This is a genomic window from Cypionkella sp. (genome assembly GCF_028290025.1).
Lineage (GTDB): Bacteria > Pseudomonadota > Alphaproteobacteria > Rhodobacterales > Rhodobacteraceae > Cypionkella.
Window position 1 is genome coordinate 15218 of sequence record NZ_JAQGKQ010000050.1, and the last position, 19794, is coordinate 35011.

Here is a 19794-nt window from a genome sequence, read left to right on the forward strand (position 1 = left end):
GCATTCGTGCAATTCAAAGCGGGATGCTGCAAGACAGCACCGATATTTCTACTTAAACAGTCAGGAATACGTGCTTCCTCCTCGTTGCGCGCGTTCCGTCCTTCATAATTCAGGAAATGCTGATGACCCCGCTCCGCTCCCGCTCCCGTCTGGCCGTGCTGCTGGGCCAAACCGCCCTGATCGCCTGCACGTTGCCGCAGTTGGCTATCGCCCAAACCACCACCGAGCTAGAGCCGATTGTGGTGACGGGCGAAGGCGAAGGCACCGCGACTGGTCCAGTCACCGGCACCAATCCGGCAACGCTGACCGGGTCGAAGACCGCCACGCCGATCACAGAGGTGCCGCAGTCGGTGAGCGTGATTTCGGCGGAGACTTTGAAGACCACCAACGTATCCAAGCTGGACGGGGCTTTGTCCTATGTCGCGGGTGTGACGGGTCAGCCCTACGGCTATGACAGTGACACCAACTGGATTTTCATCCGTGGTTTCAATGCCTCACAGCATGGCGCGTATCAAGATGGCTTGGCGAACAACGCTTATGGCTTCGGCAGCTTCTTCATCGACCCGTTCTTGGTGGAGCGGATTGAAGTGCTGAAAGGCGCGTCGTCGGTGCTTTATGGCGGCTCGAATCCGGGTGGTCTGGTCAACTATGTGACCAAAGCCCCAACGGGCGAAGATAAAACCACGCTGGAGTTTGGTCTGGACGAGCATGGCCGCGTTTGGGCCTCGGTCGATCAGAACCGTGTGGTTTCGGATTCGCTCAGCTATCGTTTGCTGGGCAAGATTGAGCGTCTCGATGGCCACGGTGCGTTTGATCCCGGCCTGCACACGCTGCTTTCGGGTTCGGTTGAACAGAAACTCGACAATGGGGCGGTGCTAACTTACGGGCTGGACCTGTTGAAAACCGACGAAGCGCATGTCGGCAACGCTTGGTTGCCCTATGTTGGCACCGTGGAAGAAGCCTCGTTCGGTTACATCCCGCGCGATTTCAACGTCGGCGAGCCGGACCATGACAGCTACAAGCGCGATCAGGCATCGCTGCGCTTTGGCTTCACGCAAGAGCTTGGCGGCGGCTGGAAGCTGACCAACAACACGCGTCTGTCGTGGGCTGATATCTCTGAGCGTTCGGTGGTGGCTTATGGCTATGCCACCTTCGGGGCGCCGGATGCAGTGGGCACCTTGGTGCGCGGCGTGTTCGACCATGACACCTCGCAAACCAGCTTTGGCACCGATACCCGGCTTGAGAATACTTTTGCGACCGGCGCTTTGGAGCATAAGGTGATGGTCGGTGTTGACCTGAAAAACTTCAAAATGGATATCCTCGAGAAAAGCGCATATCCCGCGACGCCTTTGACAGTGGTTGATCCGATCTACGGCGCGAGCCAACCCGCAGCAGCGGCTTACAAGGATGTTGATATCACCCAGCGTCAGGCGGGGGTTTATCTGCAAGACCAAATCCGCTGGGGCAATGGCTGGATCGGCACTGGCAACCTGCGTTACGATTGGGTCGAAACCGAGGCGAGCGCCGATCGCGCCACCGACGCTGAAGGCAGCAAGCGCAATGACGGTGAGCTGACATGGCGTTTGGGTCTGGCGAAAGAAGTGACCGAGGGCGTGACGGTTTACGCCACCACTTCAACTTCGTTCAACCCGACCATCGAGCCAAGCACAGCTGGTAATGACATCAAGCCGGAAACTGCGCGTCAGGCCGAGTTGGGTGTGAAATGGGCGGTTAGCAACAACTTTCTGCTGACTGCGTCGGCGTTTGATCTGAAGCGGAAGAACGTCTCGCAATCGACGTTTGGCGAAATCTCTCCCGGTGTGTTTGGGTCAATCTTCTCGCAAGTTGGCGAAGTCGAATCCAAGGGCTTCGAGTTTGAGGCTCAGGGAAAAATCGCGGAAGGTCTGACGATCTCGGCAGCTTATACCAAGATGGAACTTGAGGTTCTTGACGACCAGAACACGGCTTTGATCGGTAATTCCTTGCGCGAAGAGCCAGAGGAGTTCGCGTCGTTGCAAATGGGTTGGACACCGTCGTCGATGCCGGAGCTGACACTGACCGGGGCTGCGCGTTACACAGGCGGAAGCTGGGCGGATGACGCCAACACCGCTTGGGTGCCGTCGCGCACGTTGTTTGATATTGGTGCAAGCTATGCGATGCAAAATGATTGGCAGGCTAATCTCGCGATCACTAATGTCGCCGACAAAAAGTATGTCTCTAGCTGCGCAGGCACCAACTATTGCTACTATGGTGACGGCCGCACGGCGAGCATCAGCATCAGCAAGTCGTTCTAAGCCTACGGGACTAATATGATCAGGATGGGCGGGTTGACCTCGCCCATCCTGCCAGCCAAGTTGCCCGTGCTTCACCCACGCCACTTCGCCCGCAGTTTTCCTAACCCGAGTTCCCCACATGCTTCGCCAATTCGCTGTCTACTACCGCCCGTGGATGGGATTGTTCTGGCTCGACTTCGGCTGTGCGGTGCTGTCGGGGCTGTTGGAGCTCGCCTTTCCGCTGGCGGTGCGCGGTTATATCGACTGGCTGCTGCCGCAGGGCAACTGGACGCTCACGGTGGTGTTCGCGGTGGCTCTGTGCGCGATTTATGTGGTGAACGCCGGGCTGATGGCGATTGTGATCTATTGGGGTCATATGCTGGGCATCAATATCGAAACCGAGATGCGGCGGCGGGCTTTTGACCATTTGCAGCGGCTGTCTTGGGGCTATTTTGACCGTCAACACTCCGGCCATCTGATTGCCCGGGTGACCCGCGATCTGGAGGATATTGGTGAAGTCGCGCACCACGGCCCCGAAGATCTGATCGTCGCGGTGATGACCTTTGTCGGCGCATTTATCCTGATGTTAACCGTTCACGCGCCCTTGGCATGGATGACGGTGGTGATCGTGCCGATGGCCGCCGTGCTGGTGATGTATTTCGGCGGCCGAATGACCGCGACGTGGCGGGCGATCTATGACCGTGTGGCGAATTTCAACGTGCGGATTGAGGAAAACGTCGGCGGCATCCGGGTGGTGCAGGCGTTTGGCAACGAGGATCACGAGCGGGCGCTGTTCGCGAAGGATAACGCCAGCTATCGCCGCACCAAGCTTGAGGCTTACAAGGTGATGTCGATTTCCTCGACGCTGAACTATGTCGGGATGCGCGCGGTGCAGGTGATGGTGATGGTTGCCGGCGCGGGGTTTGTGCTGAACGGGTCGTTGACGGCGGGGGGGTTCGTCGCGTTCCTGCTGCTGGTTGGCGTGTATTTCCGGCCGTTGGAGAAGATTGCCTCGGTGATTGAGACCTATCCGAAAGGCATCGCGGGCTTTCGGCGTTACCTTGATTTGATGGCGACCAAGCCGGATGTTGTGGACAGCCCCGATGCGGTGGCGGCCCCCGCCTTGCGCGGCGCGGTGAAGTTCGAGCATGTGAGTTTCGGCTACGAGGCCGCGCGCCCGGTGCTGCGCGATGTGAGCTTCTCGGTAAATCCGGGGCAAACCGTGGCATTTGTCGGCGCTTCGGGGGCGGGCAAGACCACTCTGCTGGCGCTGTTGCCGCGGTTTTACGAGCCGACTTCCGGGCAGATCAGCATTGACGGGATGCCGTTGGAGTCGATGACTCTGGCGAGCCTGCGGGCGCAGGTCGGGATTGTGTCGCAGGACGTGTTCCTGTTCAGCGGCACTCTGCGCGATAATATCGGCTATGGGCGCTTAGGCGCGACGGATGCCGAAATCCTTGCCGCCGCAGCTTCCGCGCAGCTAGAGGCGACGATTGCCGCCTTGCCGCAGGGCCTCGATACCGTGGTGGGCGAGCGTGGCGTGATGCTGTCAGGCGGGCAAAAACAGCGGGTGGCAATCGCGCGGGTGTTCCTGAAAAACCCACCGCTGTTGATCTTGGATGAGGCGACTTCGGCGCTGGACACTCAGACCGAACGCGAGATTCAGGCCGCGCTCGACAGGCTTTCGGCGGGGCGCACCACCTTTATCATCGCGCATCGCTTGGGCACCATTCGCCACGCCGATAAGATCGTGGTGATGGATCAGGGGCAAGTGGTGGAGACCGGAACGCATGGCGATCTGAGCCTGAAGGGGGGTCGCTATGCCGATCTGCACGCCGCATGATCCGCGCTGATAACCTTGCCTTAACGGGTAGTTTGCTGGATGCACCGGGCGCGTTCGCAGCGCATGTCGGGCAGATTTACAGCTCGTTTGACGTGGTCGATTTGCCGGACGGCGGGGTACGGGTCAGTTTCACCAGCGGTTCGATCAGCTTTGCGCCGGGTGAGCAGGCGATGGTTATTGCGGTGACCGCGGTATCCGCGACCGACCTATTTGTGCTGCGTGAGGCGGTGGCTGGGCTCGTCGATGGCTTCGATGCGACGTTGGCGGCACGGCTGATCTGGGATCGTCCACTGGCGAAGCTACAGGTGCCGCCGAACTTCCGGCAGGGGCGTGTGGTGGCAATCTCGCATCCCGGCGTGGGGTATGTGCGGCTGCGCATTGCGGCGGATCATCTGGGGGCGTTCGCTGTCAGCGGACTGCATCTGCGGCTGCTGCTGCCGCCCGAAGGTCGCGCGGTGGTTTGGCCGTCAGTGTCGGAGGCGGGCCGCACGGTTTGGCCCACAGGTGCGGATAAGCTGCACGATCCGGTCTACACTATCCGCGCGATTGATCCGGCGGCGGGCTGGCTTGAGGTCGATATTTTCCTGCACGGCAAGGGTCGCACCTGCCGTTGGGCGGAAAATGTGCAGCGCGGAGCGGTGGTTGGGCTGATCGGGCCGGGTGGCGGTTATCTGCCCATGGCGCGGCATCTGGTGCTGGCTGGCGATGAGACGGCATTGCCCGCGATTGCACGGATACTAGAGACTGCTGCCCCGGATACGCTTGGCGATGCGATAATCTTGGTCCCGAATGCGGCGGCGATGCAGCCGTTGATCGCTCCGCCCGAAGTGCAGGTGATCTGGCTGTTCCGCACGGCGGGCGATACGTTGGAAAGTGGTCTGACGACGGTTGCTATGCCTCGAGCCGGATTGGCCGGGGGTCGTCAGTTGTGGATCGCTGGCGAGCGTTCGGAATGCCAACGCCTGCGCGGGCAGTTCAATGTTGCGAGCGGTTGGGCGAAATCTGACACCACAATCGCGGGCTATTGGACGGCGGGCGATGTTCAGGCTTGAGGCCATCTCGCGGCTGCATGGTGCACGCAAAGTGTTGGCGCTGGATCGGCTGGAGCTGGGGGCTGAGGGGCTGACGGTGGTGCTGGGCCACAATGGCTCGGGCAAATCGACGCTGTTGGGGCTGCTCGCGCGCACAGATGTGCCGACAACGGGGCGGATCAGCTTGAATGACACGCCGCTGGCCGCAATCGGTCAACGCAAATTGGCGCAGCAAATCGCCTATCTGCCGCAGCGCTTGCCTGCCGTGCCGGGGCTGACTTTGCGGGAGTTGGTGCGGCTTGGCCGCTACCCGTGGCGCGGCGCTTTGGGGCGGTGGCAGCCGACAGATCACGCGGCGGTTAAGGCGGCTTTGATCGCAACCTCCGGTGAGGCTCGCGCCGAAGCTTTGGTCGAAACCATGTCGGGCGGAGAGCGTCAGCGCGGCTATATCGCCATGCTGCTGGCGCAAGACGCGCCGATCTTGCTGCTCGACGAGCCGACCTCGGCGCTTGATCCCGGCCATGCTTACGAGGTGATGCGGCTGCTGCGCAAGCTGGTCGATACCACGGGGCGCCGGGTGATCGTGGTGCTGCATGACGTCAACTTGGCCGCGCGTTTTGCCGACCGTGTGGTGGCGTTGCGCGAAGGTCAAATCGCGTTTGATGGCGCGCCCGTGGGCCTGCTTGACCCCGCGATTTTGTCAATGCTTTACGCGGTGCCGATGCAGGTAGTGCCCGGTCTGGCTGGCCAGTTGCCGCTGGCCGTTGTGTCCTAAGGAAATCCGATGCGCGCTTTGTTCGCCGCCTTTTGTCTGCTCGCGTTGCCCGCTTTCGCGGACCCTGTAACCATCACCGACCGCCGTGGCGCGCAAACCTTCGCCACCCCACCGCAGAAGATCGCGGCGCTCGATTGGTCGGTGACCGAGGCGCTGCTTGATCTTGGCATCACCCCCGCAGGCGTCGCCGAACCCGCGGCTTATGCCGATTGGGTGGTTGATCCAGCCCTGCCCGCTGGTGCCGTTGATCTCGGTCTGCGCGCCGAGCCGAACCTTGAGGCTTTGGCGGCGCTGCACCCCGATGTAATCGTGACCGCCGACATTGACCCCGCGCTGGTGCCGGTGCTGGAGCAGATCGCCCCGGTGGTGGTCTTTCAGGCATTCGACATCAACCAAGACAACCCGAGCGTGGCGAAAGAGATTTTTCTAAGCCTCGGCACCTTGACCGGAACGCGGGCTTTGGCGGAACAAAAGCTGGCTGCGCAAGAGGTTGAACTTGATGCGATTGCCAAGCGGTTGGCCGACCATTTCGGCACGCCGCTGCCCAAGGTGACGTCGGTGCGGCTGAACGATGCGACTTCGGCCTATGTCAATGGCGCGAACTCGATGCCGGAGTATGTTTTGCAACGTCTTGGGTTTGAAAACGAATTGCCACAGACGAAAACCCGCTGGGGCATTGCGCTGTTGAAGGCCGAAGATTTGGCGGCGGCGAAGACTGGCATCGTTCTGGCTATCGGGCCCGATATGGGTGGCACGGCTTTGCGGCAGACGCCGATCTGGGCGTTTTTGCCGTTCGTGAAGGCCAAACGCCTCGCCGATGTCCGCCCGGTCTGGAGCTATGGCGGTGCTTTGTCGATTGGGCGTCTTGCGCGCGGGTTTGAGGCGGCGTTGATGACGATACCGCCTGAGGCTCTCATCCGGTGAGCAATCCGCTGAAATTAGCCGGCCTCGCACTGCTGGTGCTGGGGCATTGTGCGGCGCATGTGATGCTCGCGGTCGATCTGCCACTGGCCCGGATGGCGCAGCTTTTGACCGGGGCCGAGCCGCAAGACTTCGCTGATGCGGTGTTCGTGCAGGGTGAACTGCCGCGCTTGGTTATGGCGGCGTTGGTCGGTGCGGCTTTGGGTCTTGCGGGTAGCCTGATGCAGCAGTTGACGCAGAACGCGCTGGTGTCGCCGATGACGATGGGGGTGTCGTCGGGCGCTTGGCTGGCACTGGTTTTGGTGTCGATTATCGCGCCGGGTGGGGTGCATTCGGAATGGGTGGCGCTGGGTGGAGCTGCGGTGGCGGCGGGTCTGGTTCTGGCGGTGACGGGCGCGCGCGGGCTGGTGGGGATGCAGGCGCCGCTGGCCGGGATGGCGGTGAACCTGCTGTTTGGCTCGATGGCGGCCACCGCGGTGCTGCTCGCGAACCCCTATACCGAGCATCTGTTCCTGTGGGGCGCGGGCGATTTGACGCAAACCAGTTGGGGGCCGGTGCTGTGGCTGCTGCCGCGATTGCTGCCCGGCATGGTGATCGCGGCGCTGTTGGTGCGACCGTTGAGCCTGCTGCGCTTGGGCGCGCAAGCGGCTGGCGGGCGTGGCATGGTTTTGTGGCCGGTGGCCGTGGCCGTGGCGTTGGCGGCGCTGCACTTGGCTGCGGTTTCGGTGACAGCGGTGGGGATGATCGGCTTTATCGGGCTGGTTTCCCCCAATATGGCGCGGCTTTTGGGAGCGCGACGGGCGGGGTCGGAACTGCTGGCCTCGGCGATCTTGGGCGCGGTTTGTCTGATCGCGGCGGATGTGCTGGCGCTGGCTGTGTCGCAGTTTATGACCAGCATCGTGCCAACCGGAGCGACCGCCGCGCTGACCGGGGCGGTGGTGCTGATCTGGCTGCTGCGGCGCAAACTGGGGGCCGAAGATCACGCGGTGCATTCGCTGCCCGCTGGTGCCGCCCGGGTTAGTTTGAGGCGCGCGGTTTTGTTGGGGCTGGCATTTGCAATGCTGGTGTTCGCGGCTTTGGCTTTGGGTGTGACGCAAACCGGCTGGGTGCTGTCGTTCGATCCGATGATCCTGTCTTTGCGCTGGCCGCGCGTTCTGGCGGCGGCTTCGGCGGGGGCGAGCATGGCGCTGGCGGGCTGCATCCTACAACGCCTTATCCGTAACCCGTTGGCCAGCCCGGATATTCTCGGCATGTCGGCGGGCGCTGTGGCTGCACTGGTCGGCGTGGCGCTGCTCACGGGAGGCTCGATCCATGCCGCGCGCCTGCCTGTGGCTTTGGCGGGTTGCGGTGGAGCCTTGGCGCTGCTGCTGTGGTTTGGGCGCAGGCACAGCCACGCCCCCGCCGCACTGGCGCTGATCGGGATTGCCTTGGGCGCGGGCCTTGATGCCGTGGTGCGGGTGTCGATGGCTGCGGGCACGTCGGAGACGTTTGCGATCCTCGGCTGGATGAGCGGATCGACCTATCGCATCGACGCCGCGCGGGCTTTGGGGTTGCTGGTTTGTCTGGGGCTAGGCATCCTGCTGGCGGCTATGGCGGTGCGCCCGCTGACCCTGCTTGGCGCGGGCGATGGCATTGCGACGGGGCGCGGTTTGGCTTTGGCCCCGGCGCGGCGGCTGTTGATGGTGCTGGCGGCGGCTCTGACGGCGGCGGTGACGGCGTTCATGGGGCCGGTCAGTTTTGTCGGCCTCGTCGGCCCACATCTCGCCGTGCTTTTAGGCGCAAGGCGGATGCAGGATCAGTTGATCGTAGCCCCGATTGCTGGGGCGGCGCTGATGGTGCTGTCCGATTGGCTGGGGCGGATTGTGCTGTATCCGAACCAACTGCCCGCCGGATCGGTGGCGGCAATCCTGGGCGGCAGTTATTTTCTGCTGCTATTGGCGCGCAGGCGCGTCGTAGTTTAGCACAACGCAAAAGGCCGAGCGTGATGCCCGGCCTTTGTTTTCATTTCCCAAAGATCAACGCGCGAGGATAGCTTCTACAATCCGGCTTGCAGCTTCTTCGGCGGTCAGGTCGCTGGTATTCACCACAATCTCGGCATCTTCCGGCGCTTCATACGGGCTGTCGATGCCGGTGAAGTTCTTCAACTGACCCGAGCGGGCTTTCTTGTATAGCCCCTTCACATCGCGGCTTTCGGCGACGGCCAAAGGCGTATCAACATACACTTCCATGAACTCGCCCGCAGCCATCAGATCGCGCACCATGCGACGCTCGGACCGGAACGGCGAGATAAACGCCGTCAGCACGATCAGCCCCGCATCGGTCATCAGCTTGGCCACTTCGCCCACACGGCGGATGTTTTCCACCCGGTCAGCATCGGTAAAGCCAAGGTCGCGGTTCAAACCGTGACGCACGTTATCGCCGTCGAGCAGGAAGGTGTGCTTGCCTAGGCCATGCAGTTTCTTCTCAACCAAGTTAGCGATGGTCGATTTGCCCGAGCCCGAAAGTCCGGTGAACCAGACCACGGCGGGCTTCTGGGTTTTCAGCGCCGCATGGGCGTCACGGTCTACATCGACGGCCTGCCAATGGATATTCTGGCTACGGCGCAGGGCGAAATGGATCATCCCGGCGGCGACGGTGGCGTTGGTCATCCGGTCGATCAGAATGAAACCGCCCAAGTCGGGGTTGGTCGCATAAGCCTCAAACGGGATCGCGCGGTCAATCGACAGGTTGCACACACCAATCGCGTTTAGGCCCAAGGTGCGCGACGCGAGATGCTCCAATGTGTTGATATTGACTTCATATTTCGGCTCGGTCACCGTCGCCGTCACGGTCTGGGTGCCGATCTTCAGCAAATAAGGCCGACCGGGCAGCATTTCATGCTCGTCCATCCAGACCAAAGTTGCCTCAAACTGATCGGCAACCTCACAAGGCTCGTCCGCCTTCACGATCACATCACCGCGCGAGCAATCGACCTCATCGGCGAACGTCAGCGTCACCGATTGGCCGGCAATCGCCTGATCCAACTCGCCATCAAAGGTGACGATGGATTTGACCGTGGTGGTCTTGCCCGAGGGCAGGACCCGGATCGCATCGCCGGGCTTGACCACACCTGCACCGATCTGCCCAGCAAAGCCGCGGAAATCGAGGTTCGGGCGGTTGACCCATTGCACCGGCATACGGAACGGCACGTTCAGCATCCGCGCGTCATTGACGGGCGCTGTTTCCAGATGCTCCATCAAAGTCTGGCCCGTATACCACGGCATTTGCGTGGAGCGGGTGATCATGTTTTCACCCTTCAACCCCGAGATTGGGATTGGCAGGAAGTTCACCATGCCGATTTGCTTGGCGAAATGCGTGTATTCTTTGACGATCTCGTCGAAACGATCCTGCGAATAGCCGACAAGATCCATCTTGTTGACCGCCAGCACGACGTTCTTGATGCCCAACAACTGCACCAGATAGCTATGCCGCCGGGTCTGCGTCAGCACACCTTGGCGGGCGTCAATCAAGATCACCGCGAGGTCGGCGGTCGAAGCGCCTGTCACCATGTTGCGGGTATATTGCTCATGTCCGGGGGTATCGGCGACGATGAACTTGCGCTTGTCGGTGGCAAAGAAACGGTAGGCGACGTCGATGGTGATGCCTTGCTCACGCTCGGCGGCCAGACCATCGACCAGCAAAGCAAAGTCAATCTCTTGGCCTTGAGTGCCGGAGGCTTTGCTGTCGCGCTCCAGCGTCGCAAGCTGATCCTCAAAGATCATCTTGCTGTCATACAGCAGCCGCCCGATCAGCGTCGATTTGCCGTCATCGACCGAGCCGCAGGTGATAAAGCGCAGCATGGTCTTGTGTTGGTGTTTCACCAGATAGGCGTCAATGTCGTCGGCGATCAGTTGGTCGGTGACGTAGATAGGGTCCATCAGGGCATTCGTATCAGCGGTCATTTAGAAATACCCCTCTTGTTTCTTCTTCTCCATCGAGGCGGATTGATCATGGTCAATCGCACGCCCCTGACGTTCTGACGTGGTGGTCAGCAGCATTTCTTGAATGACTTCCGGCAAAGTCCGCGCCTCGGACTCCACGGCACCCGTTAGCGGGTAGCACCCCAAAGTCCGGAAACGCACCGACTTCATCTCCGGCACTTCGCCGGGGTTCAGGCGGAAGCGATCATCATCCACCATGATCAGCATACCGTTGCGCTCCACCACCGGGCGCGGGGCAGAGAAATACAGCGGCACGATTTCGATGCCCTCCAGATGGATGTATTGCCAGATATCCAGCTCGGTCCAGTTTGAGATCGGGAAGGTGCGGATGCTTTCGCCCTTGGATTTGCGGGTGTTATACAACTTCCACAACTCGGGCCGCTGGTTCTTCGGATCCCAACGATGGTTGGCCGAGCGGAACGAGAACACGCGTTCTTTCGCGCGGGATTTCTCCTCATCGCGACGCGCACCACCGAAAGCCACGTCGAAATTATACTTGGTCAGCGCCTGCTTCAGCCCTTCGGTCTTCCACATATCGGTGTGCAAAGACCCATGATCGAACGGGTTGATGCCTTTTTCCATCGCCTCGGGGTTGTGATAAACGATCAACTCCATCCCGGCGTCTTTGGCGGCTTTCTCGCGCAGCTTATACATCTCGCGGAATTTCCACGTCGTATCGACATGCAGCAGCGGGAACGGCGGCGGCGCCGGATAGAACGCCTTCTTCGCCAGATGCAGCATAGTCGCCGAGTCTTTGCCGACCGAATACAGCATCACCGGGTTCTCGGCGTTGGCGACCACTTCGCGCATGATGTGGATGCTTTCGGCCTCAAGCCGCTGCAAATGCGTCAGCGTGCTGGCGCTCAGGCCGTTCGCGGCGGGCGGGCTGGTGGTCATTATCGGCTTCCTTCAAGATGGGCTGGTGCTATCTGGCAAGTTTCAGCGGTCCGCGCTAGCAGGGGGAGCGTCAAACGGCCAAGATTTTCAGGAATGTCGGCCCGGTTTGCGAGGGGTCGGGCTCGTGCCGGTGCAAAGCCCCGCATCCGGGACTGATTTGGTTCCAGCAAAACCGCTAAAGCTGGAATTGTCTTCTTTTCTTGGCCGCCGCGCTCAAAGGCGCGCGGATGCGATCTTTGGGGCCAAACTGGCTTACTGATCTGCCGTTCACTAAATATCATTACTCTCGCCGGGCTGGTCGCAAATGCACAAAGACCCCGCCAACGTGGCGGGTTCTGCTGCGGGTATCTACAGACCCGTGCAAGCCGTCAAGATATCTTTGGCTGGGCCACGAAACTTGGCGTTTGAGTGTGGCGCGTTGCTGTGGACTACGCCGCCAGATGCTTCGCGAAATGTGCGGATGTGCGTTCCTGCGCCAATTTCGCGGACGCGGCATCATAAGAGCCGCGCGCGTCGCAGTTAAAGCCGTGGTCGGCGTCGTAGATGTACACCGGCACGTCGGGGCGCGAGCTTGCGAATTCGCGGACCTTTTCGACCGGGATATGGCCATCCTTCGCACCGAAATGCAGGATCGTTGGGCAGTTCGGCAGCAAATCGGTGAGCCCCAGCACGCCGCCGCCGTAATAGCCAACCGCTGCCGAAAGCCCCGGCAACTCTGCCGCTGCCGACCACGCCAAAGTGCCGCCCCAGCAGAACCCGACGACGCCGACCTTGCCCGCCTCGGCTGCGAACTTCACCGCAGCGGCAATATCCAGCAAAGCGGGACCGCTGGAAACCTTGCCAATCATCGCATAGGCGCGCGGCATATCCTCCGGCTGATAGCCAGATTCAAACCCCGGCTCGGCCCGGTCAAACAGCGCGGGCGCTATGGCGAGATAACCCTCTGCCGCATAGCGATCAGCCACGCTGCGGATATGGGCGTTCACCCCAAAAATCTCTTGAATAACCACAATGCCACCCCGCGGCGCACCCACCGGGCGGGCCACATAAGCGTCACAGGTAAAGCCATCAGAGGCCGTCAGTCGCACGTTCTCAGTCATGTCACACCCGTCCGTAAAGTCGCCGCGCCTCTCGGAACGACATAAGTTTTTGCAGCTTTTCGTCCCACAAATGCAGCTTCACCGACTTGAAGCTTTCCCAGATCGTCAGCCTTTGCGCTTCTGCCAGATGGTTGTTTTCCTTCAGCACCTCGGGCAGGCGGTAGAACGGGATGCGGCTATAAAGGTGATGCACGTGGTGGATGCCGATATTGGCGGTGAACCAGCGCAAGGGTTGCGGCAGCACGTAATGCGACGAACCCTCAAGCGCTGCCTCATGCAATTGCCAATCTTCGGTTTTTGCCCAATGCGTTTCCTCAAACTGGTGTTGCACATAGAACAGCCAGACCCCAATCGTCGCCGCAATCACCGAGGTTGGCAGGTAGATCAGCAGCACCGGCATGAAGCCGCCCAGCCAGATCATTAGGCCCAGAGCGATCGCGATCACCGCGTTGGTGCCCATCGCGCTAGTCCAATATTTCCAGCCTTTGTTCATCAAACCGAACGGCAGACGGTTTTGCAGGATGAACAGATAGCTTGGCCCAAGCACGAACAACACCAATGGGTTGCGATACATCCGATACAGAAAACGCCCCATCGAGCTGCGAGCGCGATATTCTTCAACCGTGAGCGTGAGCACGTCACCGATGCCGCGTTGGTCAAGGTTGCCGTGGTGCGAATGGTGGATCGAATGCGTGCGCTTCCACACGTCATAAGGCGTCAGCGTCAGCACGCCAAGGCAGCGTCCCAGCCAATCTTGCGCCGTGCGATTGGTGAAATATGAGGCATGACCACAATCATGCTGGATCACGAAAATCCGCACCAGAAACACGCCATTTAGCAACGCGATGCCAAAAGCCAACCAATAGCTGATCTCTAGCGAGGCCCAAGCGAGCCCCCACAACATCACAAACGGCACCAGAGTTGCCGCCAGTTCAAAGATCGAACGAAACGTCGAAGGCTCGCGATATTTCGCCAGCACTTGCACCCATTCCTTAGCGGATCGTTGCGCAACCGCGGGCGGCACGTCGAATTTGGAACCTGTCATCAAAAGCGCCTTATGCTCACCCGGTCTGCCACCGGAGGGCCGCAGCGCCTGAAAGCGCCTTGTGTTGATTGGGTCGAGCGATGATGCCAAACCAAGATTTATCGGACCTTAACAGATAACCTGACACTTTCTTAGCGATTATCGCACCATGCCGCGCGGCATCGGTGTTGGGAAGTGTAAATTTGCTGTGAAGTTCCATTGTGTGGACACAATGCAGACTATGCCCCAAAACTGCGACGATTTTACTCAGCCGCCGTAGCTTTCGGCACAGCCTTTGACGCGGATTTGCGCTGCTTTTCGGTCGCAGACTTTAGCTGACCACAGGCGGCCATGATATCTTCACCACGTGGGGTGCGGATAGGAGAGGCATAACCAGCGCTGTAAAGAATGTCGGCGAAAGCGTGTATCCTGTTGCCGCTAGAGCGTTTATAGGGTGCGCCCGGCCATTCGTTAAAAGGGATCAGGTTAACCTTGGCCGGGATGCCGCGCAGCAATTCAACCAAGCGGTAAGCGTCTTCTTTGCTGTCATTCACATGATCCAGCATCACATATTCAAAGGTAATCCGCTCGGAATTGGTCAGATTCGGATAATCGCGCAGGCTTTCGAGCAGGGTCGCGATGTTCCATTTCTTGTTAATCGGCACCAACACGTCGCGCACTTCATCGGTTGTCGCATGGAACGATACCGCCAGCAGGCAGCCAATTTCTTTAGCGGCGCGGGCAATTTCCGGCACCACCCCCGACGTTGACAACGTGATCCGCCGGCGACCCAAAGCAATGCCGCCGCCGTCCATCACCACTTTCATGCCGTCGCGGACGTTCTCAAAATTATACAGCGGCTCGCCCATGCCCATCAGCACGATATTGCTGACCAACCGAGTCTCGACATTGCGATCCCCCGGCTTGGGCCATTCGCCCAAATCGTCCCGCGCCAGCATCACTTGGCCGACGATTTCGGCAGCCGTCAGATTGCGCACCAATTTTTGCGTGCCGGTGTGGCAGAAGGTGCAGGTCAGCGTGCAACCGACCTGAGACGAGATGCACAATGTGCCTCGGTCGGTCTCGGGGATATAGACCACCTCAACTTCATGCCCGCCGGCGATACGCACGAGATATTTGCGGGTGCCATCGGTCGAGACTTGTTTCGTCACGATTTCAGGCACTTCCAGCACAAAGTTATCGGCCAACAGCGCGCGGTAATCTTTGGCGAGATTGCTCATCAGCTCAAAATCGCGCACACCCCAATGGTAAATCCACTGCCAAACCTGCCCAAGCCGCATCTTCACGGCTTTTTCATCGGTGCCCGCCGCAATCAGCGCATCGCGCATCTGATCGCGGGTCATCCCAATCAAATTGGGCTTTGCGCCCTCTGCCAGCTTGCGCGGCAGGGCCAACACGTCTTGCGTGATTGGAGCAAGCGGCGGCGCGAGAGTCGGGGCGGTCATGGCAGAGTCCTTGGCTGTAAGCGGCCCCTATAAGGGATTCGGAGCCAAAACAAAACCACGCAATGCAGACTTATGTTCGCGCCGCCAAACCGCCTTACGTCGATGCCAAAGCCGCCAGTTGCGCATCAAGCGCCAAAACCTGCCGCACGGCTTCAGCTGCCTCGGCGCCTTTTTTGACGAAATGCGCGGTGTAATAGGCGATCAACGAGTCGACGGGCTGGAAGTTATGCGGCGTCAATGACACCGAAAAGCATGGCACCCCGGTTTCCAGACCCACATTCATCAAGCCCGTCACCACGGCTCCGGCGACGAAATCATGCCGGTAAATCCCGCCATCGACCACCAAAGCAGCCGCGACAATCGCATCATAACGCCCGGTTTGCGCCAGCTTTTTCGCCAACAGTGGCATCTCAAACGCGCCGGGCGCATCAAAGGCTTCGATCTCTGCTGCGGGCAACAGTGTCTCCGCCGCTGCGACAAAGCCGTCATAGGCTTGGTCAACAATCTCGGCGTGCCAACGGGCTTTGATAAAGGCGATACGGGCGGGCTTCAGGGCTTCGGTCATCTGGCAACGGTTCCATGCAAAGAGAGCAGATTTGCCCCGTTGCATAGCTTTCTCGCACAGCAGGGGCAATGCCGCTTAGATCAGCAATAATGCGCAGCCAGCTAGCCGGTTAGGCACGCTTTCTTGGCCATTTCCGACTTGGCCCATTTTGCGGGCTCGATCACGGGCGGCGATCACCGATTGCTGTCGATCCAGCGCGACAGCAACTGCCGGTCCCTAAAACATTCATCCGGCACCGCTCGACGTTTAAACCGCGCGATCTTTTCGGCAAACGCCACCTGCTTGGAACTCGGCCGAGGGTCAGGCTCCATCGGGCGCATCTCGGCCTGCGCGTCAATCCAGGCGCTTAAGCTGCGGCGATCCAACTGCACTTCCCACGGCAAATTAACGCCGTTGCGCTGCGCCAATGATCGCGCGTAAGAAATCTGCCGTTCGGTCGCAGCAATGGCAAATGTGGTATCTTCCATAACGTCACCTCGGGATGGTTCTGTTGATGGAATATAGAACATATAGGGAACAAAATCAACCGCGCTCACGCAAATGAGAACGAAGACCCCGAAATGCAAGCAACCGAGGCTTTAGGGCCCCGGTTGCGAAAACGTGTTAGTGGCGCGAGCGCCGAGCGGATCAGGCGCTTATTTGCACTGCTTGCCGGCTTCTTCCATCGCTGCGGTAAAGCCGCGCAGGCTGAAACTGTCTTGAGTTTGCGTGCCCTTGGCCGAACGTCCCGTCAACACCGCTGTCGTGCCCTTTTTCAATGCCGCCAAAATCGCCGCGTCATCCTCTGTAGTTCCTGGCCACGCCCATTCGCCATCGGAGAACAAGTCAAAGCTGGTTCCATCAACTTCCAGCTTAACGGTCGATCCCGGCGCAAAAGGATAGCCACCCGAGAATGAAGTTTCACCGCTGGCACCTGGGCGGAAGGTCACGAACAGCAAAATATCACCCCGCCGCACCGAGACAGGCTTGCCATCTTTGGTGTTCACGGTTTCCTTCGGGCTAGACACTCCCCAACATTCGGTCGGGTTCTTGTCGGCAAAAACGCTCCAGTCCGTCATCGTTGCAACCCGATTGCTGGATTCCTGTGCCACAGCACTGGTCCCCATCGCCGCAAACCCCGTCATGGAAATCATTGCCACGCCTATAGCGCGCGTCATCCAGCTTGTCATTTCGATTACAGCCTCCAAGCCGCTTTGCCTCTGCCCGCCAACTGCCGCTTCAGACGCGGTTTTTCGGTAGCGCGGCGCATTTTCACTCGATAAGCCTTCATAACCGAAAAACGAAGGTCCGTGAAAGCCCTGCCGGGACGAAACGGGCATAAAATCGCGCATATGTGACGGGGGATGGCATGGCAGCAGCGGAAATGGTGGAACTTTGGCGTGGCGGGCTGCTGGAAAGCACGCATCGCGGCCATGCGGTGATCTGCGATGAGGCGGGGCAAATCGTCGAAAGTTGGGGCGATCCGAGCCGGGTGATCTTCCCGCGCTCGTCGTGCAAAATGCTGCAAGCGCTGCCGTTGCTGGAATCCGGTGCGGCCGAAGCGGCGGGTCTGACCGATGCCCATATCGCTTTATCCTGCGCCAGCCATCAGGGTTCGGCTTTGCATGTAAATATGGCAAGCCGCTGGCTGGCTGATCTGGGCTTGGGCGAGCCTGACCTGCGCTGCGGTTCGCACGAGCCCTACGACCGGGCCGAGCGTGACCGGCTGATCTTGGCGCATGATGCGCCCTGCCAGCTGCACAACAACTGTTCCGGCAAGCACTCGGGGTTTCTCACCGCCACCCGGCATCTGAAAGCCGGGCCGGAATATGTCGAACTCGATCACCCGCTGCAAAAAGCAATCAAAGCGGCGACCGAGGATGTGACCGATGAAAACTCAGCCGGTTACGGGATCGACGGATGTTCGGCACCAAACTTTGCGATGTCGGTGACGGGCTTGGCGAAAGCCATGGCGAATTTCGCCTCGGCCAATGAAACCGGATCGGTGCGCGACCGCGCGATGCACCGCTTGACCAGATCAATGGCCGCCCACCCAGAACTGGTCGCAGGCGAAGGCCGCGCTTGCACCGAGTTGATGCGGGCGATGGGTGGTAGGGTCAGCATCAAGACCGGAGCCGAAGCGGTGTTCGTGGCGATCATCCCAGAAAAGAAGCTCGGCATCGCGCTGAAGATAGAGGATGGCAATACCCGCGCCTCCGAGGTCGCGCTGGTGGCTATTCTGGCGCGGCTCGGCGTGCTGGATGCAGCGCATCCGATGGCGCAAAAGCGCCTGCCTGCGCCGCAAGTGAATTGTCGAGGTTTGACGGTGGGAGAGTTGCGGCTGAGCGCGGGTTTTCTCTAAGCCGCTGCAAGTCATGTTACTATGAAAAAGACCCCTACTTTACAGTAGGGGCCGTTCGCTGCGACAGCGCCGGTGAAGCAAGCTGGGCGGGGGCAAAGACCTGCTCCACCGGTTTCGGTTCACTGTAGCCCTTTTGGTATACCGATCGAACGCGGCGTGCTTTGGGTCAAGATGCGGTGTTTTGCGGGCATTGTGGTGGCAAAATCGCGGCGCGCCATTGTCTTTGCGCGCAGGGGTTGATTTGCGCCGCAAGCAGAATAAACTTTGGCCTATGACGGTGCAAACGACGACCCCTTTCCAACCGCCCGAACCTGTGCCGGATCAGGTCACTTTTGATCGTCGCGAGCTGGGGGCGATCCTTCGGCTTTATGGTCAGATGGTTTCAGCGGGTGAGTGGCGCGACTACGGCCTATCGTTCCTGCGCGAGGTGGCGGTATTCTCGGTATTCCGCCGTACCGCCGAATTTCCACTGTATCGCATCGAAAAGCGCCCCAAGCTGCGCGCAAAACAGGGCATGTATGCTGTGGTCGGAATGGACGGTTTCATATTGCGCCGCGGCCACGATTTGGCCAGCGTCCTGCGGGTGTTGGAGCAAAAGCTGATCAGACCGGTAGAGTGATTTGGCGCGGGCTCGATTTTTCGCGCGAGATTCGCGCAAGAATCGTGGGCCAGATTTATTCAGTTAGTCGGCTTGGCAAGCCCCGGGGGCAGCTCTGGACGCTGTGATATTTATGCAAAGAGGATGACCAAGAGCAGAAATTACAGCCTGCGCCGATGACTAACAGGCGCGCCGTCTGCTGCCATAACCCGCGCGATGCACGCCTCAATCCCCTCATATGCCACCGACATGCTATGACCATTGGCATGGATCAGGCGCGATTCATCAACGACGAGTGCGACATGGCCTTTCCAAAACAGAAGATCGCCGCGTTGTAGCGGTTCGCCTTCGGGGATTTCATGGCCGAGGCTTTGCTGCATATCAGAGTCGCCCGGCGCTTTGATGCCGCAAGCCAGCAAAGCCGCCTGCGCCACGCCGGAGCAATCAATCCCCGCCCGAGAATTGCCACCCCAGAGGTAAGGCGTGCCAAGAAAACCTTCCGCGACGGTGATCGGGTCTGTGTGATGCTGGCCCAGAGGCAACAGATGCGGCGTCGGAATAAAGCCCTGCGTCGTTTCGGTGAACTTCGCGCCTTGCGAAATTACCTCCACCTGCGCGCCCATGCTCAGCGCCGCAACCTCATGCGACTGCACCCGAGGTTCTGGATAAAGATGCGTGCCGGGAGTGGCGACCCAATGCGTCGGCTTCGGCCCCTCACTATGCGCGGCCTCCGGCAGCCAGCCGCAATAGCCGTCTTTTGCCGCAAAACCAAAGGCGTAGCCGTCTTGATGGTCAATCACCGTAAAGTTTTCACCCAGCAAAAGTTGCCGATCCCGCGCGCCACCGGGACTGCGCAGCAGATCGACCAGCGGCATCGCGACCCTGCGTTTCTCGCCTTCGGTGAATTGCGGCGCATCGACCAGCCCTTTCAGCGAGATATGGGCGATGCGGGCGGTAGCGGGTGTCAGGCGGCGATCCAT

General features: G+C 60.0%; 17 protein-coding genes. 8 read left to right on the forward strand and 9 right to left on the reverse strand.

All coding sequences use genetic code 11. The features are described 5' to 3' along the window. Nucleotides 1-122: 122 nt before the first annotated feature. The 6 genes from JWS10_RS07265 (at nucleotide 123) to fhuB (ending at nucleotide 8804) form a co-directional block, all read left to right on the forward strand. Entirely contained in the window at nucleotides 123-2294 is a 2172-nt protein-coding gene (locus tag JWS10_RS07265; protein ID WP_299505869.1) for a TonB-dependent siderophore receptor, read from the forward strand. A gap of 118 nt (nucleotides 2295-2412) precedes the next feature. Further along, the gene (locus JWS10_RS07270; protein WP_299505871.1) at nucleotides 2413-4116 is read left to right on the forward strand and encodes an ABC transporter ATP-binding protein; all 1704 of its coding nucleotides are present in this window, start codon (nucleotides 2413-2415) and stop codon (nucleotides 4114-4116) included. Beyond that, entirely contained in the window at nucleotides 4113-5168 is a 1056-nt protein-coding gene (locus JWS10_RS07275) for a siderophore-interacting protein (protein WP_299505874.1), read from the forward strand. Before JWS10_RS07270 ends, JWS10_RS07275 begins: the two co-directional genes overlap by 4 nt. Then, on the forward strand, nucleotides 5155-5922 hold the full coding sequence (locus tag JWS10_RS07280; RefSeq protein WP_299505876.1) for an ABC transporter ATP-binding protein: 768 nt from the start codon (nucleotides 5155-5157) through the stop codon (nucleotides 5920-5922). Before JWS10_RS07275 ends, JWS10_RS07280 begins: the two co-directional genes overlap by 14 nt. A gap of 9 nt (nucleotides 5923-5931) precedes the next feature. Next, a complete protein-coding gene (locus JWS10_RS07285) occupies nucleotides 5932-6846 on the forward strand; it encodes an iron-siderophore ABC transporter substrate-binding protein (RefSeq protein WP_299505878.1) in 915 nt (304 codons plus the stop codon). After that, entirely contained in the window at nucleotides 6843-8804 is a 1962-nt protein-coding gene (gene fhuB / locus JWS10_RS07290) for a Fe(3+)-hydroxamate ABC transporter permease FhuB (protein WP_299505881.1), read from the forward strand. The genes JWS10_RS07285 and fhuB overlap by 4 nt, the downstream gene beginning before the upstream one ends. A gap of 54 nt (nucleotides 8805-8858) precedes the next feature. Here the strand turns inward: fhuB and cysN are convergent, their stop codons facing one another. The 8 genes from cysN to JWS10_RS07330 all read right to left on the reverse strand — a co-directional run bounded on the left by cysN (nucleotide 8859) and on the right by JWS10_RS07330 (nucleotide 17032). Next, on the reverse strand, nucleotides 8859-10784 hold the full coding sequence (gene cysN / locus JWS10_RS07295; protein WP_299505883.1) for a sulfate adenylyltransferase subunit CysN: 1926 nt from the start codon (nucleotides 10782-10784) through the stop codon (nucleotides 8859-8861). Further along, nucleotides 10785-11720 (reverse strand): sulfate adenylyltransferase subunit CysD, encoded by a 936-nt coding sequence (gene cysD, locus JWS10_RS07300; protein ID WP_299505885.1) that lies wholly within the window; start codon nucleotides 11718-11720, stop codon nucleotides 10785-10787. 428 nt (nucleotides 11721-12148) lie between these two features. Further along, nucleotides 12149-12820, reverse strand: coding sequence for a dienelactone hydrolase family protein (locus JWS10_RS07305; protein ID WP_299505887.1), 672 nt, complete (start codon nucleotides 12818-12820; stop codon nucleotides 12149-12151). Between the two features lies 1 nt (nucleotide 12821). Beyond that, nucleotides 12822-13865 carry a fatty acid desaturase gene (locus tag JWS10_RS07310; RefSeq protein WP_299479683.1) on the reverse strand — a complete coding sequence of 348 codons (1044 nt, stop codon included), beginning with the start codon at nucleotides 13863-13865 and terminating at the stop codon, nucleotides 12822-12824. A 242-nt stretch (nucleotides 13866-14107) separates the two neighbouring features. Then, nucleotides 14108-15310 (reverse strand): 23S rRNA (adenine(2503)-C(2))-methyltransferase RlmN, encoded by a 1203-nt coding sequence (gene rlmN, locus JWS10_RS07315; RefSeq protein ID WP_299505888.1) that lies wholly within the window; start codon nucleotides 15308-15310, stop codon nucleotides 14108-14110. Between the two features lie 94 nt (nucleotides 15311-15404). After that, nucleotides 15405-15875, reverse strand: coding sequence for a 6,7-dimethyl-8-ribityllumazine synthase (locus JWS10_RS07320; RefSeq protein ID WP_299505890.1), 471 nt, complete (start codon nucleotides 15873-15875; stop codon nucleotides 15405-15407). A 173-nt stretch (nucleotides 15876-16048) separates the two neighbouring features. After that, on the reverse strand, nucleotides 16049-16342 hold the full coding sequence (locus JWS10_RS07325) for a hypothetical protein (protein ID WP_299505892.1): 294 nt from the start codon (nucleotides 16340-16342) through the stop codon (nucleotides 16049-16051). Between the two features lie 168 nt (nucleotides 16343-16510). Further along, complete coding sequence (locus JWS10_RS07330; RefSeq protein WP_299479694.1) at nucleotides 16511-17032, reverse strand: invasion associated locus B family protein; 522 nt, start codon at nucleotides 17030-17032, stop codon at nucleotides 16511-16513. A 191-nt stretch (nucleotides 17033-17223) separates the two neighbouring features. Between JWS10_RS07330 and JWS10_RS07335 the strand changes: the two genes are divergently transcribed. Then, entirely contained in the window at nucleotides 17224-18216 is a 993-nt protein-coding gene (locus JWS10_RS07335) for an asparaginase (RefSeq protein WP_299505894.1), read from the forward strand. Nucleotides 18217-18487: 271 nt separating this feature from the next. After that, nucleotides 18488-18835, forward strand: coding sequence for a DUF2794 domain-containing protein (locus tag JWS10_RS07340; RefSeq protein ID WP_299505897.1), 348 nt, complete (start codon nucleotides 18488-18490; stop codon nucleotides 18833-18835). 140 nt (nucleotides 18836-18975) lie between these two features. On the opposite strand, the gene JWS10_RS07345 is transcribed toward JWS10_RS07340, so the two are convergent. Next, nucleotides 18976-19794: an NlpC/P60 family protein gene (locus JWS10_RS07345; RefSeq protein WP_299505899.1), complete on the reverse strand. Its 819-nt coding sequence runs from the start codon at nucleotides 19792-19794 to the stop codon at nucleotides 18976-18978.

Coding starts and splice junctions, on each gene's coding strand:
- JWS10_RS07330 (WP_299479694.1), bottom strand. CDS start 17,032: ATGACGCGCGCTATAGGCGTGGCAATGATTTCCATGACGGGGTTTGCG.
- JWS10_RS07335 (WP_299505894.1), top strand. CDS start 17,224: ATGGCAGCAGCGGAAATGGTGGAACTTTGGCGTGGCGGGCTGCTGGAA.
- cysD (WP_299505885.1), bottom strand. CDS start 11,720: ATGACCACCAGCCCGCCCGCCGCGAACGGCCTGAGCGCCAGCACGCTG.
- rlmN (WP_299505888.1), bottom strand. CDS start 15,310: ATGACCGCCCCGACTCTCGCGCCGCCGCTTGCTCCAATCACGCAAGAC.
- JWS10_RS07320 (WP_299505890.1), bottom strand. CDS start 15,875: ATGACCGAAGCCCTGAAGCCCGCCCGTATCGCCTTTATCAAAGCCCGT.
- JWS10_RS07325 (WP_299505892.1), bottom strand. CDS start 16,342: ATGGAAGATACCACATTTGCCATTGCTGCGACCGAACGGCAGATTTCT.
- JWS10_RS07305 (WP_299505887.1), bottom strand. CDS start 12,820: ATGACTGAGAACGTGCGACTGACGGCCTCTGATGGCTTTACCTGTGAC.
- JWS10_RS07345 (WP_299505899.1), bottom strand. CDS start 19,794: ATGGATCGCCGCCTGACACCCGCTACCGCCCGCATCGCCCATATCTCG.
- JWS10_RS07270 (WP_299505871.1), top strand. CDS start 2,413: ATGCTTCGCCAATTCGCTGTCTACTACCGCCCGTGGATGGGATTGTTC.
- cysN (WP_299505883.1), bottom strand. CDS start 10,784: ATGACCGCTGATACGAATGCCCTGATGGACCCTATCTACGTCACCGAC.
- JWS10_RS07275 (WP_299505874.1), top strand. CDS start 4,113: ATGATCCGCGCTGATAACCTTGCCTTAACGGGTAGTTTGCTGGATGCA.
- JWS10_RS07285 (WP_299505878.1), top strand. CDS start 5,932: ATGCGCGCTTTGTTCGCCGCCTTTTGTCTGCTCGCGTTGCCCGCTTTC.
- JWS10_RS07340 (WP_299505897.1), top strand. CDS start 18,488: ATGACGGTGCAAACGACGACCCCTTTCCAACCGCCCGAACCTGTGCCG.
- JWS10_RS07280 (WP_299505876.1), top strand. CDS start 5,155: ATGTTCAGGCTTGAGGCCATCTCGCGGCTGCATGGTGCACGCAAAGTG.
- JWS10_RS07265 (WP_299505869.1), top strand. CDS start 123: ATGACCCCGCTCCGCTCCCGCTCCCGTCTGGCCGTGCTGCTGGGCCAA.
- JWS10_RS07310 (WP_299479683.1), bottom strand. CDS start 13,865: ATGACAGGTTCCAAATTCGACGTGCCGCCCGCGGTTGCGCAACGATCC.